The sequence below is a fragment of the Bradyrhizobium sp. SZCCHNR1043 genome (assembly GCF_032489675.1).
In the GTDB taxonomy this organism is placed as follows: Bacteria; Pseudomonadota; Alphaproteobacteria; order Rhizobiales; family Xanthobacteraceae; genus Bradyrhizobium.
On sequence record NZ_JAUEYN010000014.1, the window covers coordinates 1 to 14,688 of the forward strand.

At 67.1% G+C, this 14,688-nt stretch carries 13 protein-coding genes; 8 read left to right on the plus strand and 5 right to left on the minus strand.

Features of this window, described 5'->3' with window-relative positions:
- Positions 1–844: 844 nt before the first annotated feature.
- Complete coding sequence (locus tag QX039_RS23765) at positions 845–2,869, minus strand: YgiQ family radical SAM protein (protein WP_315734895.1); 2,025 nt, start codon at positions 2,867–2,869, stop codon at positions 845–847.
- Positions 2,870–3,001: 132 nt separating this feature from the next.
- The gene (locus tag QX039_RS23770; protein ID WP_315734894.1) at positions 3,002–3,682 is read right to left on the minus strand and encodes a hypothetical protein; all 681 of its coding nucleotides are present in this window, start codon (positions 3,680–3,682) and stop codon (positions 3,002–3,004) included.
- Positions 3,683–3,788: 106 nt separating this feature from the next.
- Here QX039_RS23770 and QX039_RS23775 point away from each other — a divergent pair, with 106 nt between their 5' ends.
- From QX039_RS23775 to QX039_RS23790, 4 genes are all read left to right on the plus strand, one after another.
- Entirely contained in the window at positions 3,789–4,481 is a 693-nt protein-coding gene (locus tag QX039_RS23775) for an HAD-IA family hydrolase (RefSeq protein ID WP_315734893.1), read from the plus strand.
- Between the two features lie 148 nt (positions 4,482–4,629).
- On the plus strand, positions 4,630–5,094 hold the full coding sequence (locus tag QX039_RS23780) for a hypothetical protein (RefSeq protein WP_315734892.1): 465 nt from the start codon (positions 4,630–4,632) through the stop codon (positions 5,092–5,094).
- A gap of 131 nt (positions 5,095–5,225) precedes the next feature.
- Positions 5,226–6,056 (plus strand): hypothetical protein, encoded by an 831-nt coding sequence (locus QX039_RS23785; protein ID WP_315735703.1) that lies wholly within the window; start codon positions 5,226–5,228, stop codon positions 6,054–6,056.
- A gap of 23 nt (positions 6,057–6,079) precedes the next feature.
- Positions 6,080–6,904 (plus strand): type 1 glutamine amidotransferase, encoded by an 825-nt coding sequence (locus QX039_RS23790; protein ID WP_315734891.1) that lies wholly within the window; start codon positions 6,080–6,082, stop codon positions 6,902–6,904.
- Between the two features lie 11 nt (positions 6,905–6,915).
- Here QX039_RS23790 and QX039_RS23795 read toward each other — a convergent pair whose 3' ends face one another.
- Positions 6,916–7,626, minus strand: a complete 711-nt coding sequence (locus QX039_RS23795; RefSeq protein ID WP_315734890.1) for an LrgB family protein — start codon at positions 7,624–7,626, stop codon at positions 6,916–6,918.
- Positions 7,601–8,020 (minus strand): CidA/LrgA family protein, encoded by a 420-nt coding sequence (locus QX039_RS23800; RefSeq protein ID WP_315734889.1) that lies wholly within the window; start codon positions 8,018–8,020, stop codon positions 7,601–7,603. The genes QX039_RS23795 and QX039_RS23800 overlap by 26 nt, the downstream gene beginning before the upstream one ends.
- Positions 8,021–8,129: 109 nt before the next feature.
- Between QX039_RS23800 and QX039_RS23805 the strand changes: the two genes are divergently transcribed.
- From QX039_RS23805 to QX039_RS23820, 4 genes are all read left to right on the plus strand, one after another.
- Entirely contained in the window at positions 8,130–9,011 is an 882-nt protein-coding gene (locus QX039_RS23805) for a LysR family transcriptional regulator (RefSeq protein ID WP_315734888.1), read from the plus strand.
- 572 nt (positions 9,012–9,583) lie between these two features.
- Complete coding sequence (locus tag QX039_RS23810; RefSeq protein ID WP_315734887.1) at positions 9,584–10,411, plus strand: class II glutamine amidotransferase; 828 nt, start codon at positions 9,584–9,586, stop codon at positions 10,409–10,411.
- Between the two features lie 25 nt (positions 10,412–10,436).
- A complete protein-coding gene (locus QX039_RS23815; protein WP_315734886.1) occupies positions 10,437–12,209 on the plus strand; it encodes an N-acetylglutaminylglutamine amidotransferase in 1,773 nt (590 codons plus the stop codon).
- Positions 12,210–12,229: 20 nt separating this feature from the next.
- Positions 12,230–13,462 (plus strand): carboxylate-amine ligase, encoded by a 1,233-nt coding sequence (locus QX039_RS23820; protein ID WP_315734885.1) that lies wholly within the window; start codon positions 12,230–12,232, stop codon positions 13,460–13,462.
- 7 nt (positions 13,463–13,469) lie between these two features.
- Here the strand turns inward: QX039_RS23820 and QX039_RS23825 are convergent, their stop codons facing one another.
- A complete protein-coding gene (locus QX039_RS23825; protein WP_315734884.1) occupies positions 13,470–14,675 on the minus strand; it encodes an amidohydrolase family protein in 1,206 nt (401 codons plus the stop codon).
- Positions 14,676–14,688 lie beyond the last annotated feature (13 nt).

Sequence of the window (14,688 nt, forward strand, 5' to 3'; positions counted from 1 at the left end):
CCATGATGCAGTCATGGCTCGAAATTGCACCGCGCCGAGCCCTCTCACCCCCCTAATTCGGATTCTTGCCCAGCCTCATCGGGCAAATCACGACGATCCTCTCGGCCATCCCGCTCGCGATGAAGAGGGGCGTTTCGGCCGATCGTCACGGAGCGTAGCAGCGGGGAGCGTTGGACGTGTCGGGTTCGGGGCTCTGCGCAAGCGAGCCGACGAATGAGCCTGGGACGTACGGTCAAGTCGCGTGGTCCTGGCCTCCCGATGCTGAGGTCAAGCCGGTTGATGATGCGGAGACGCGTCTCGCCGGTGATGGGGGCAAGACAGCCCGGTCCCCAGGGAGATCGCGAAGCAGCCGTTAAAACCAGCGCGCGGGGAAGGCCGGGTCGTCCGGCTGAACCGTGGTACCTGCCGCCTGCATTTTTTTCCGCAGGCGGGCCACGGACCTCAGTCGAGGTCCGGTCTTCCCCGCGCCCTCTCGTTTCTCGAGGGCGATGTCGGCAGCATGACCTGGGCGCGAATGGCGTCGCGGGACTGCGGTGGGCTGTTTGGAGAAATCGTGCAGTGGATGTGGTGCGTGGGCGCGGATACGTCGCGCTCGCGATGCTCATCACGCCTGTGAGGTGGAACGGCCATGCGACACACTCAGTGTCGTCCCGGCCTTGAGCCGGGACCCATCACCACCGGCGGATGTGTGAGGCACGCTGGTGGCTCAGGATGTGCCCAACACGTCTCCCTGTGGTTATGGATCCCGGATCTTCGCGCGCGATGCGCGCTCGTCCGGGACGACGGGGGAGTGTGGGGCGCGGGCTTGCCCTTGACGCCGAGATCGGAGGTCGTCCAGCGCGGACTACTTCCTGATCCGCACACCCTTCGTCGTGAAACGCTGCGGTCGCTGCTCCGGGCGCACCGGCCGCCGTGTCGTTGCGGCCTTGCCGGTGCCCGGCGGCTGATGCGCCGGCACCAGTTGCTCGGGGCGCGAGCCGATCAGGTCGCTGCGGCCCATCGCCCTGAGCGCATCGCGCAGCACCGGCCAATTGTCGGGGTCGTGATAGCGCAGGAATGCCTTGTGCAGCCTTCGCTGCCGCAGGCCCTTGATGGCTTCGACCTTGTCACTACCGCCGTGACGCACGCCGCGCAGCGGGTTGACGCCGGTGTGGTACATCGCCGTTGCGGTCGCCATCGGCGACGGCAGGAAGGTCTGGACCTGATCGGCGCGGTAGCGGTTCTTCTTCAGCCACAGCGCGAGGTTCATCATGTCCTCGTCGCTGGTGCCGGGATGGGCGGCGATGAAATACGGGATCAGGTAGTACTTCTTGCCGGCCTCCTTGGCGGCGGCGTCGAACATCTGCTTGAAGCGGTCATAGCTGCCGATGCCCGGCTTCATCATCTTGTCGAGCGGGCCGCGCTCGGTATGCTCCGGCGCGATCTTGAGATAGCCGCCGACGTGATGCGTGACCAGCTCCTTGATGTAGGCCGGGCTCTCGACCGCGAGGTCGTAGCGCACGCCGGAGGCGACCATCACGCGCTTCACGCCCTTGACCTCGCGCACCTTGCGATAGAGCCGGATGAGGTCGTCATGCGAGGTGTTGAGGTTCGGGCAGATCTCGGGGAACACGCAGGACGGCCTGCGGCAGGCGGCTTCGACCTTGGGGTCCTTGCACGCCATCCGGTACATGTTGGCGGTGGGGCCGCCGATGTCGGAGATCACGCCGGTGAAGCCCGGCGTCTTGTCCCTGATACGTTCGATTTCCTGCAGGATCGAGCCTTCCGAACGGCTCTGGATGATGCGGCCCTCATGCTCGGTGATCGAGCAGAAGGTGCAGCCGCCGAAGCAGCCGCGCATGATCGTCACCGAGAACTTGATCATGTCCCAGGCCGGGATCTTGGCATCGCCATAGGACGGGTGTGGCGCGCGGGCGTAGGGCAGATCGTAGACGCTATCCATCTCCGCCATGGTCAGCGGGATCGGCGGCGGGTTGAGCCAGAGGTCGCGGTCGCCATGACGCTGCACCAGTGGACGCGCATTGCCCGGATTGCTCTCCCGGTGCAGCACGCGCGAGGCGCGGGCATAGGCTTCCTTGTCGGCCTCGACCTGCTCGCAGGACGGCAGCCGGACGACGACGTCGCCCTTCTCGCGCGCAGCGCCTTCGTCGGCGGAGTCGAGATCGTCGGCATGCAGCTCGACAAAGCCCTCGGGCACCTTGCGGAACAGCGCGGTGCCGCGCACCGACTGGATGTCCTTCGGCGCTTCACCGCCGGCGATCCGGTGCGCGACCTCGATCACGGCGCGCTCGGCATTGCCGTAGATCAGGATGTCGGCCTTGGCGTCGGCGAGCACCGAGCGGCGAACCTTGTCGGACCAGTAGTCGTAATGCGCGATGCGGCGCAGCGACGCCTCGATGCCGCCGAGCACGACGGGCACGTCCTTGAACGCCTCGCGGCAGCGCTGGGCGTAGACCAGCGTGCAGCGGTCCGGCCGCTTGCCGCCTTCGCCGCCGGGCGTATAGGCGTCGTCGCTGCGGATGCGGCGGTCGGCGGTGTAGCGGTTGACCATGGAGTCCATGTTGCCGCCGGTGACGCCGAAGAACACGCGCGGCCTACCGAGCGCCTTGAACGGCTCGGCGGAGTGCCAGTCGGGCTGCGAGATGATGCCGACGCGAAAGCCCTGGGCCTCGAGCAGCCGGCCGATGATCGCCATGCCGAAGGAAGGATGGTCGACATAGGCGTCGCCGGTCACCAGCACGATGTCGCACGCGTCCCAGCCGAGCGCGTCCATCTCCTTGCGGCTCATCGGCAGGAACGGCGCAGGCTTCAGGTCCGCGCGATGGCGCGGCCAGGAACTCAGCGGTGGGGCGGTGAGGGCGATGTTCATCGCCCACGCATAGAGCCGCGGCGCTGCGAGTTCAACCGAAGCCCCGGTCGCAGGCGAGGGCAGGTGGTCAATTTGTCCGGAATGGTTCCCGCGGCGTTGCGCGGCCGACCTGACGTCGCAGTTCCTGCCGTCTCAGTTGAGGTGATGCGACGCGCCGTTGCGGCGCTTGAGCCAGCCGTGCCCGAAATAGGCCAGCAGCGCGGCTGCCGCGAGCATGATCCAGATCGAGGGCATCTTCGAGCGCGGGCTGCCGCCGGCCTCGCCGACCGTGACGGGCTCGGTCACCGACACCAGCCGCAGGCCGGCGGCGTCGGTCGCGCGGCGCATGTCGGCGATGGCGGAGTGGGGCAGCGGGTCGGCGGCGAACAGCCGACCTGTCGCCGGCCCCGGCTCGTCCGACGCGGCGAGGTCGCTCGGTGGCGGCTCGATCGAAGACTGCGCGGCCTGGCTGCCGGAGGGCAGCTGGGCGAAGGAGTTCAGGTTGGCCGGCCGATGCGGCTTCGGTCCGTGCTGCGCCATCCGGTCCGGCTTCTCGGCCCTGTCCATTTTCTTGGGCGTCATGCTCTGCGGCACCGCGACCCGCACCTGAGGCCGCGAATAGGACGCCGGCTGGGTGACGGCCAGCATGCGGTTGGACCAGGCCATATAGGCCTTGCAGAGATCGTTGCAGTACTGGCCGTTGACCATGTCGCCGTTGGCGGATCCGGCCTGCGCGGCGCCGGGCGCGGCAATGCAGATGACGGAGACCAGCGCGGCGACCGCTCCGAGCCTCGACGATGTCAAAACAGGCAATGCGCTCAACTGGCCGATCATCGCAATTTCCCCCGTCGCGGTTTCACGCCGTTTGGGGAATAACGACAGGCGGAATGGTCGAGAGTTGGATCAGATCGCGTCAACATCCGGATGAGTTGAGGTCAATTTGCTGATGCGAGGCGTTATCAATAATGGGCGGGCTTTGCTGTTCGACATCGACGGCACGCTCGCCGACACCGATGCGCTGCATCTGCAGGCCTTCAACGCGGTGTTTGGGCCGTATGGCCACGTGTTCGACCGCGCGCGGGCGGCCCGCGAACTGCTCGGCCGATCCAATTTGTCGATCTCCGCCCAATTTCTGCCGGATGAGGCGCCCGAGCGGCGCGCGGCGGTCATGGCGCAGAAGGAGGAGGTGTTTCGCAGCCTCGCCGCCGGCGCGCTGCAGCCGTTGCCGGGCCTGACGGCGCTGCTCGATCGGGCCGCGGCGGCGGCGATTCCGGTGGTGGCCGTGACCAACGCGCCGCGGGCCAATGCCGAGCTGATCCTGCACGGCCTCGGGCTGATGGACCGGTTTCGCGCCGTGATCATCGGCGACGAGTTGCCGCACGGCAAGCCGCACCCGCTGCCCTATCTGGAAGGCCTGCGTGCGATCGATGCCGTGCCGGAAAGGTCGGTCGCCTTCGAGGATTCCCGCGCCGGCATCGCGGCGGCGACGGCGGCCGGCATCGCGACCGTCGGCATGCGCACCAACCTTGGTCACGACGAACTGATCGCGGCGGGCGCGGCGCTCACTGCGGCGGCGTTCGACGAGGCCGACGTCCTGGATCTGGTGATGGCGCGGCTGGGAGAGAGAATGTGAGCCATGACCCGCTTCCGGCGACGATACCGCCGGCGGCGGAGCTGACATGTCGCTGACATCGGGCAACAGCTTGCGGTCACCGTCCTTGCGCGATGGTCTCGACGAACGTGGCCGCCGGGTTGGCCGTCACGAGATCAAGGTGAGACGCATGCGCAAGTTGTTGATCGCGGCTGGTCCCTCGGAACTGTCGTTCCGGCTGATGCTGCAGGTCGATGAGGAGGGATCCGCGTCCAGTCAGCGCGGCCGGCGCGGCAGCGGAGCCGGGCGAGCCAAGCGCGCCGATGGCCGCGCCAAGCGGTCGGCCCGGCGGTTTCGCTGGGCGCGGCCGTCGCGCGCAATGGCCGCCATCATTCGCGGCTTGCGGGCGACGCTGCAGGCTCTCTCTCCCGTGGAGATCCCGAGCGATGGGAGCGTACGGCAGGAGAGCTTGCGGGACATGTCGCCGGTTGCGCCGCGGCTTCGCGTCGTCAGAGGCTGCGGAGGAGCGCGCGAGGCCGCCGCCGTGCCGGCCGCCGCGCCCAATGCGATCTTCTGCGCTGCGGCCACGCCCCGCCATCACGTCCGGTCGATGGACACGCCACGCGCCCAGCGCCGGCGGCTGCGCGCGCGCTGATCGCGTCACCGCATGCGTGCCCTGCATGCTCTGTCCGTCGCACCTTGCTTGTCCGCAGCCCGATGCCGTGATTGAAACGGACGGTGCGCGCCAGGCTCGCTGTGCTCGCCTCGCAGGAGGACGGATCGATCATGTTCGTGGCGCGTGTCCTGTCGGTGGCTGCCGCCCTGCTGCTCGTGACCGCTTGCCTCGCGGCCGACACGCCCGGCGAGACCAGGGGCACGGTGCTGGAGCCGTCGTCGGCGAATCTCGCGCTGACCTGGAGCTTGGCCCATGTGGTGTTGCCGGCGGCGCTCGTCGGCGGACGGCGCTGGGAGGGGCATGCGGAGGACGCGCCCGACGTGATCGGGATCGCGCCGCTCGTGATCGTGATGCACGGGTCGAGCGGCGTCGCGCCGGCGGTGAAGGAGTTCCAGGCCTGGCTCGCCGATGAGCTCGGCGTGGCGTCGGTGGCGCCCGACAGCCTCGCGATTCCCGACCGGCTGACCTACGCCTCGCCGGTCGACGTCGCGATCTATGAGCGCGTCCACGCCTTGCGGCTGGCCGAACTGGAGAACGCGCTGAAGGCGTCGCGCGATTGGAGCTGGGTGGACCGGCTGCGGATCGTGCTGGCAGGCACCAGCGAGGGCGCGGTGGCGGTCGGCCGCTACGCCGGCAAGGATGTGGCGGCGCGGCTGATCTATTCGTGGTCGTGCGAGGACAACTACTTCGTCACCGCGCCCAGGCTCGGCATCGGCCCAAAGGAGCCGGTGCTGAACGCGATCTCGGCGCGCGATCCGTATTTCTCCGCGGCCAATCCCTGGAACAAGGACCGCGCCGTCACCGGCTCCTGCGCCGCCGCGCTCAAAGACGATGCGAAGGCGGAGGTGATGGTGATCGATGCCGACGTGCACACGATCCTGAACCGGCCGGAGGTGCGCGAGCGGAGCGCTCGATTCCTGCGCGGCGTGCTGGAGCCCTGATCGGGCGGGCGGAGGATTGACGAGTGCTGAGACTGCTCGTGCTCGAAGGCAACTCGCTGGACGGCCGGCGCCGCTGGGCCGAGGTCGCCGGCGCCACGCCGTCGGAGAGCTACGCGGCCGTGCTGCGCGCGCTGGCGCCGGACGCGGTGATCGACATCGCCACACCCGCCGATGCCGATGCGCGCCTGCCGCAGCCGATCGAGGCCTATCAGGGCATCGTCATCACGGGATCAGCGCTCAACATCTATCAGCGCGAGCCGGAAGCGCTGCGCCAGATCGAGCTGGTGCGGACGATCTTCGCGCGGGGCGTGCCGATGTTCGGCTCATGCTGGGGACTCCAGCTCGCGACCGTGGCGGCCGGCGGCGAGGTGTCGCTCAATCCGGCCGGCCGCGAGGTCGGCTTTGCGCGCAAGATCGCGCTGACGGATGCGGGCCGCGATCACCCGATGCATGCGGCGCGGGGTGCCGTGTTCGATGCACCGGCGATCCACAGCGACATCGTCACCCGGCTGCCGCCGGATGCGACGGTCACCGCGCACAATGCCATGAGCGAGGTGCAGGCCGCGGAGATCCGCAGCGGCCCCGGCCGGTTCTGGGGCGTCCAATATCATCCGGAATTCAGCCTGCAGGACGTCGCCTGGGTGATTCGCCGCATCGGCCAGCCGCTGGTCGAGGAGGGCTTCTTCGTCGATCCGGCGGAGCTCGAGCGCTACGCAGCCGATCTCGCCACCCTGCATCACGACCGCGCCCGGCGCGACATTCTGTGGCGGCTCGGGCTCGACCAGGACGTCGCGAATGACGGGGTCCGGCAGGCCGAGATCAGCAACTGGATCGCCTCGCTCGCGTGACGCTGAGAACGCTACCGCATGAACTGAATGATGAGCGGCGCCAGCGCCACGTTCATCAGCCCGACCAGCACCATCACGAGGCCGGCGATCGCGCCTTCCTCGCGGCCGATCTGGTGGGCGCGCGCGGTGCCCGCGCCATGCGCGCCGACGCCAAACAGCGCGCCCTTGGCGAGCGTCGAGCGCAGTGGCAGCCGCGCCAGCACGACGTCGCCGACGGCGGCGCCGATGATGCCGGTGAGCACGACGAACACGGCGGTGAGATCGGGGATGCCGCCGATCTCGCCTGAGACTTCCATCGCGAACGGCGTGCTCATCGAGCGCGGCAACAGGCTCAGACGCAGCTCGCCATCGATGCCGAGGACATAGGCCAGTGCCCAACTGGTCGCCACGGCGGTGAGGCTGCCCGCGACCATGCCGGCCAACAGCAGCGGCCAGCGGCGGCGGATCAGCGCGCGTTGCTCATAGATCGGCACGGCGAAGGCGACGGTCGCCGGGCCGAGCAGCGCCACCAGCCAATGCGTGCCGCGGATGTAGTCGCGATAGGAGACGTTGAGCGCGAGCGCCGCGATCATCAGCAGCGCGGGCGCCACCGCGAGCGGCATCAGCCACCAGCGCGGCCAGCGCCGGTGCATGCGCTTCGCCAGCAGATAGAGCAGGATCGTCGCGAGCGACCAGACCGCCGCCTGGATCAGCGGCTCACGCCACAGCGCGGCGAGGGTCATGACGCTCGGTCCAACGGTAGCAGAGGTCGACGGTGAGCGCAGTCACGCACATCACGGCGGTGGTGCTGACGACGATCAAGGCGAAGATCTTCAGGCCGAGCAGGCCGAACAGCTCGCGATGGTCGAGCAGCGCCAGCACCGCCGGCACGAAGAACAGCAGCATCTCGGCCAGCATCCAATTTGCGCCGCGCTTGATGCTGGCGACCTTCAATCCGCCTGCCAGGACCAGAGTGAGCGCCAGCGCCATTCCGATGATGCCGCCTGGCAGCGGCAGGCCGGTCGCCCGGGCCAGCGCCTCGCCGGCAGCCCAGAACAGGCCGAGCAGACCGATCTGCACCAGCCGGTTGCGGCGGAGCAGGCGATGAGCCCCAATGGAAATGCTGCGATGCATCATGTGGCGGCGTCCGTAAGTGATTGCGCGATCAAGGTATGCCGCATCGCAACATGTAGAAAGCGAATTGAATGAATGATATCAAGTCGAAAATCGAATACTGAGCCTGATTATGGAACTTCGAACCCTCAGGACCTTCGTCGAGGTCGTCCGCCAAGGCGGCTTCTCGCAGGCTGCCAAGGTGGTGTTTGCGACCCAGTCGACCGTGAGCAAGGCCGTAAAGCAGCTCGAGGACGAGCTCGGCCTGCCGCTTCTGGACCGGCTCGGCCACAAGAGCCGCATGACCGCGGCCGGCGAGATCGTCTATCGCCGCGCGATCCGGCTGCTGGCGGAGCGTGACGACCTGCAGGCAGAGCTCGCCGAACTGCGCGGCCTGAAGCGCGGCGTGCTGCGCCTCGGCCTGCCGCCGATCGGGTCGAGCACGCTGTTCGCGCCGTTGTTCGCGCTCTACCGCCAGCTCTATCCCGAGATCGAGATCCGCCTGGTGGAGCACGGCAGCGACCGGCTCAGCGAATTGCTGGCTGCAGGCGACATCGATTTTGCCGGCCTGCTGCCGCCCATCGCCGATGAGTTTGCCGCGCAGATCGTGCGCCGCGAGCCGCTGATGGCGCTCGTCTCTGTCAATCATTCGCTGGCCCGCCGCAAAACGATCACGCTCGCCGAGCTGCGCGACACGCCGTTCGTGCTGTTCGAAGCCGGCTTCGCGCTCAATCGTATTCTCCGCGAGGCCTGCCGCCGCAATGGCTTCGAGCCGGTGGTTGCTGCACGCAGCACGCAGATCGATTTCATTGCCGAGCTCGCCGGCGCCGGTCTCGGGGTTGCCTTCCTGCCGCGCATGATCGCGACCCAGCGCACGCAGGTGCCGATCAGTCTCGTCCTGCTTGACGAGCCCGGCACCGAATGGACGTTGGCGATGGCCTGGCGTCGTGGCGCCTATCTGTCGCCGGCCGCGGCGGCTTGGCTCCGGTTGGTGCGCGAGCGCGGCGAGGCGTGAGCATGAGTGCGGCGATGTCGCTTCATCTGCGAGGAACGTGCGGCGAGACGGTCGGTGTCGCCATGACGATTGGCGAGGACCTGAGCTCCACGCGTAGCTCGCAATGATCGAGCACTTGTCGCAACGACGCGAAAGCGGAGCCCGGAGAGGCGATCTCGGACGTGCGGACGGGAACGGCAAGAGCTGACGAAGGTTGCCTTCGCGCGCTGACTCGTTGATCTGCGCGAGTGGACAATCGATGAGTGAGGAAGATCACGAGCACCCAGATCGCAAACCGCGAGATCGCAGGGAGCTGCGCGACGCGGACGCTCCCGCGACGAAGCGGCCAGGCCCGGAAAGCATGCCTTCGGCTGGCCCGCATGCGCGGCCCGACCTGACCGACAAGGACAAGACTCCCGGCACTGGCATGTTGCCGGAGCCGGGCGACGCCAATCCCAGTCCCACAGGCTGACGTCCCGTGCGTGACTGAGTGCGCGGGAACCAGGGGTGCTTTGACGCGTTTCCGCCTGCTCCGAAAGAACGTGACACGCGCAGGCGTGCCGCGCGCTCATTGATTGAACCGGAGGGCAAGGATGTGCCGCTGGATCGCGTACCGCGGTGAGACGACCGCCTTCGAGCACTATGAGACCGAGCCGGAACACTCGCTGGTGACGCAGAGCATCCGCGCGCTGGAATCCACCGCAGGCACAAATGGCGATGGTTTCGGTCTCGGCTGGTACGGCGATCATCCCGAGCCCGGCCTGTATCGCGAGACACGTCCGGCGTGGTCCGATGAGAATCTCCGCTATCTTTGCCGGCACCTGCATTCACATCTGTTCTTCGCGCATGTGCGCGCCGCGACCGGCACGGCCGTGACCCGTCAGAACTGCCATCCGTTTGCCTGCGGCCGCTGGCTGTTCATGCACAACGGCTTCGTCGGGAGCTGGAACAGGCTGCGCCGCAAGATCGAGGCTATGATTCCGGACGCGCTGTATCCATCGCGGCTCGGCACCACTGATTCCGAAGCCGTGTTCCTCGCCATCGTCGGCGCCGGCATCGATCAGGACCCGATCGGTGCGACATCGAACGTGCTGCGCGCGCTCCGCCAGCTGGTCAACGAGGACGGCCTGCGTGAGCACCTGCGCTTCACGTCCGCCCTGTCGAATGGCCACGATCTCTACGCGTTTCGCTTCGCTGAGAATGATCGCGCCAACTCGCTCTACTACCGGGAAGATGGCGATCAAGTGATCGTCGTCTCCGAGCCTTTTGACAAGGAGCCGGACTGGATCGAGGTTCCGCCCGATCACGTGCTGGTCGCGCGCGCGTCCAGACCCGCCGAAATCGTTCCGCTATTTGCCACGGACTCTGCCGGTTTCGTCGCGGAACGCAAACGATCACAGAGGGTTGTCGGCGGCACATAACACAACAGAAACTGGATGATCCGCGATGTGCGGCATTTGTGGTGAAGTCAGGACTTCCGGACAGCCCGCGCTCGCGGCGCTCGGCCGAGTCAACGATGCGATGCAGGCGCGCGGTCCCGACGCCGCCGGCCTCTACGTGCAGGGCGGAATCGCGCTCGGCCACCGTCGTCTCAGCATTCTCGATCTATCAGCCGCCGCGCAGCAGCCGATGATCGATGCCGCGCTCGGCCTCGGCATCGTGTTCAATGGGTGCATCTATAATTTCCGCGAGCTGCGCGCCGAGCTGCAGGCGAAGGGCTATCGCTTCTTCTCCGACGGCGATACCGAGGTGATCCTCAAGGCCTATCATGCCTGGGGCAAGACCTGTGTTCAGCGCTTCAAGGGCATGTTCGCCTTCGCGCTGTGGGAGCGCGACAGCGGGCGCGTCGTGATCGCGCGCGACCGTCTCGGCATCAAGCCGCTGTACTACACCGAGGGGCCGGGCTTCCTCCGCTTTGCCTCGTCCCTGCCGGCGCTGCTCGCCGGTGGTGATGTCGACACCTCGATCGACCGAACGGCGCTGCATCATTTCTTCAGTTTTCACGCCGCCGTTCCGGCGCCCCGTACGATCCTCAATGGCGTGAAGAAGCTCGAGCCGGCGACGTTGCTGACGATCGAGCCCGATGGAGCGCAGCGCCGCGAAAGGTACTGGCAGTTCAGCGTCGGCGCGTCGCGCTCCACCGATCGCGCCATGAGTCAGGAAGAATGGTCGGATGCAATACTGGACGCGATGACATCGGCGGTGGACCGTCGCCGTGTCGCTGACGTGCCCGTCGGTGTGCTGTTGTCGGGCGGGCTGGATTCGTCGCTGCTGGTCGCGCTGCTGTCCAAGCTGGGACACGAGGACATCCGCACCTTCTCGATCGGTTTTGACGCGGTGGGCAAGCACACCGGCGATGAATTCCACTACTCCGACATCATTGCACGGACGTTCGGCACCAACCACGAGCAGATCAGGATCGGCGGCAACCGCGCGCTCGACGCCTTGCCCGATGCCATCGCCGCCATGTCTGAGCCGATGGTCAGCCACGACGCGGTCGCGTTCCATCTCCTGTCGTCGGAGGTCGCCAAGCGCGTCAAGGTGGTGCAGAGCGGGCAGGGCGCCGACGAGGTGTTCGGTGGCTACAGCTGGTATCCAGGCTTCCTCTCGGCCAACGATCCCGTTCAGCAATATCAGAATGCCTATTTCGACTGGACGCATTCGGATCTGCAGCGGCTGCTGGCGCCGGAGTTGCTCGGCGACGACGTGAGCCTGGCATTCGTGGAGCGCTTCTTCGGAGATCATGCCGGCGCCTCGGCGGCGGACAAGGTGCTGCAGATCGATGCCGAGATCATGCTGGTCGACGATCCCGTGAAGCGGGTCGACAACATGACGATGGCGTTCGGGCTGGAGGCCCGCGTGCCGTTCCTCGATCACGACGTGGTGGAGCTCGCCGCGCGCATGCCCGCCGAGCTGAAGGTGAAGAACGGCGGCAAGCACATTCTCAAGGAGGCGGCACGCCGCTGCGTGCCGGCGGAGGTGATCGACCGTCCCAAGGGATACTTTCCGGTGCCGTCGCTGCGCTATCTGCGCGGCCCGTTCCTCGACTATGTCCGCGACGTTCTCAACGACGAGAAGGCGCGCGCACGCGGCCTCTACCAGCGCGACCTTATCGACCACATGCTGCAAAACCCCGAAGCCGAGATGAGCCCCAAGGGACATTCGCGGCTGTGGCAGGCGGCCCTGCTCGAGGCATGGCTGCAGACTCACGGCATTTGACGTCTGACAGGATTGATCACATGGGATTGGATCCACGCATCTTGGAGAAGCTGCGGCTCGGCCTGAGCGATGACGAGCGTCGTCTGGTGATCCGCTCGGCCAGCGGCAGCGAGGAAGTCACGGAATATTCGTTCGGCATCGAGGAGGAGTACTTTCTCGTCGATGCGCAGACGCACGATGTCGCGATCCAGACCCCGGACGATCTGTTCGAGGCCGCCAACTGGTCGACCGGCGGACAGGCCATGCGCGAGATGCTGCAGGCGCAGCTCGAGGTCGCCACCAACGTGCATGTCGATGTCGGCGACGCGCGCGAGGAGATGAAATTCCTGCGGCGCGAGGTTGCCAGCGTGGCGAGTCAGTATGGCCTGACGATCCTGGCCTGCTCCACGCATCCGACCGCGAGGTGGCGCAGCTCACAGCCGAGTCCCAAGCCGCGCTACGCGGAGATGATGGAGGACCTTCGGATCGTCGGCCAGCGTAACATGCTGTGCGGCATGCACGTGCACGTCCAATTGCCGGACCCCGAGCGGCGGTTCGCGGTCATGCGGGCGATGATCCCGCATATCCCGGTGTTCGTCGCGCTATCTGCGTCCTCGCCGTTCTGGAATTCGCGCGAGACGGGCCTGAAGGGCTATCGGCTTGCCGCCTATGACGAGCTGCCGCGCAGCGGCCTGCCCGAGCTGTTCACCTCGAAGCAGCAATATGATCGCTATGTCGCGGCGCTGACGAAGTCCGGCGTGATGCCGGACGAGAGTCATGTCTGGTGGGCGATGCGGCCGTCGCTGCGGCATCCGACCTTGGAGTTGCGTGCGCCCGACGTCTGCACGTCGGTGGATGACGCCGTGGCGATTGCCTCGCTCTATCGCGTCCTGGCCCGCTACCTCTATCTCAATCCCGATCTTGCGGAGGCCGTCGGCAATGTCGAGCGCGCGATCGCGGTCGAGAACAAGTGGCGGGCGCAGCGCTATGGCACTGACTGTCTGTTCGTGACCGAGGACGGTCCGGTGACGGGCCAGGAGATCCTCAATCGCATGATCGCGGACGTCGCGCCGCATGCGGAGGCCCTGGGATGTCTCACCGAGGTCGAGCACTGCCGCATCATCATGCAGTTCGGCAGCTCGGCCGACTATCAGCTGCAGGCCTATCGCGAGTCCGGCGGACAGTTGTCGGCCGTGACGCGCTGGATCGAGGCGGCGACGGTGTCGCGCGCCGAGCCGCCGCGCTCACAGGCACCGGTCGAGCCGGCACAATGACGCGGGCCTAGGTCGGCTGCCTGATCACATGGCCGTCGCGCGCGATGAGGCGGCCGTCCTTGTAGACTGAGCGGCCCTTTGGCACGGCGACGACAGCCTGCGGAACGTGCTCGGCATCGAGGGTGACAAAGTCGGCCCGCGCACCGACGCGCAGGCCGTAGTCCGCAAGCCTCAAGGCCTTGGCGCCGGCCTCGGTGACGAGGTCAAAGGCCATCCGCAGCTCGTCATCGACATAGAAGCCGGAGCGATAGCCGACCATCATGGCGCGGTTCAACAGATCGCCGTCGCCATAGGGCCACCAGGAGTCGCGGATGTTGTCGTTGCCGCTGAACACGGTGACCCCCGCCGCACGCAACAGCGCCACGGGCGGGAAGGGCCGCGCGCCCGGCGCGTTGGTCATGATGGCGACGCCAGACGCCGCCAGGACGTCGGCAATCTTCTTCAGCGGGTCAGCAGGCACGTCGCCGAGGGCGTAGGCGTGGCTGACCGCGACGCGGCCTTGCATGCCGAGGGCGCGCGTGCGCGCCGCGATCTGCTCCAGCTCGAACAGGCCGAGCATGCCCGGATCGTGCAGATGGATATCGACATCGACGCCGTGCTTGTGGGCTGTGCCGAACACGACGTCGAGATGCCTTTCGACGTCGCGGTCGAAGCTGGCGGGATCGAGCCCGCCGACGAGGTTGGCGCCGAGCCTGATGGCCTCGTCGAGCAGCTCGGGTGTGCCCGGGCTCTTGAGGATGCCGCTCTGCGGAAAGGCGACGAGCTGGATCTCGATCAGCTCGCGATACTCGTCGCGGACGCGCAGGATCGTTTCCAGCGATGTGAGGCCGACGGAGCCGTCCACCATCACGTGGCTGCGCATCCGTGTCGTGCCGTGGCCGATACAAAGATCGAGCTGGTTGCGGGCGCGCACGTCCATCGGTGCAGCCGCGGCCATGTTCTGCGCCTGGAACGTGACGCGCTCATGCACGTCGAAGCCGTTGGTGCAGGGCTTGTGCGGCTTCCAGGCATCGCCGTAGAAGCTGGTGTCGAGATGGATGTGGCCCTCGACGAAGCCGGGCACGACCAGTGCGCCGCCGAGATCGATCACCTCGCGCGCCTCGGGGCGCTCGGTCTCAGCGAGAAGCCCGCTGATGCGGCCGCCGTCGACCGTAATCGCATGGCGCGCGCTGCGGTCGAGCCGCGCATTGATGAACAGCTTGTCGACGGCCATGCACAATCCTTCC

Bases quoted from the DNA above. Each gene is read 5' to 3' on its own strand.
- QX039_RS23770 (WP_315734894.1), bottom strand. From the start codon at position 3,682: ATGATCGGCCAGTTGAGCGCATTGCCTGTTTTGACATCGTCGAGGCTC.
- QX039_RS23825 (WP_315734884.1), bottom strand. From the start codon at position 14,675: ATGGCCGTCGACAAGCTGTTCATCAATGCGCGGCTCGACCGCAGCGCG.
- QX039_RS23780 (WP_315734892.1), top strand. From the start codon at position 4,630: ATGCGCAAGTTGTTGATCGCGGCTGGTCCCTCGGAACTGTCGTTCCGG.
- QX039_RS23785 (WP_315735703.1), top strand. From the start codon at position 5,226: ATGTTCGTGGCGCGTGTCCTGTCGGTGGCTGCCGCCCTGCTGCTCGTG.
- QX039_RS23815 (WP_315734886.1), top strand. From the start codon at position 10,437: ATGTGCGGCATTTGTGGTGAAGTCAGGACTTCCGGACAGCCCGCGCTC.
- QX039_RS23810 (WP_315734887.1), top strand. From the start codon at position 9,584: ATGTGCCGCTGGATCGCGTACCGCGGTGAGACGACCGCCTTCGAGCAC.
- QX039_RS23795 (WP_315734890.1), bottom strand. From the start codon at position 7,626: ATGACCCTCGCCGCGCTGTGGCGTGAGCCGCTGATCCAGGCGGCGGTC.
- QX039_RS23805 (WP_315734888.1), top strand. From the start codon at position 8,130: ATGGAACTTCGAACCCTCAGGACCTTCGTCGAGGTCGTCCGCCAAGGC.
- QX039_RS23800 (WP_315734889.1), bottom strand. From the start codon at position 8,020: ATGATGCATCGCAGCATTTCCATTGGGGCTCATCGCCTGCTCCGCCGC.
- QX039_RS23765 (WP_315734895.1), bottom strand. From the start codon at position 2,869: ATGAACATCGCCCTCACCGCCCCACCGCTGAGTTCCTGGCCGCGCCAT.
- QX039_RS23820 (WP_315734885.1), top strand. From the start codon at position 12,230: ATGGGATTGGATCCACGCATCTTGGAGAAGCTGCGGCTCGGCCTGAGC.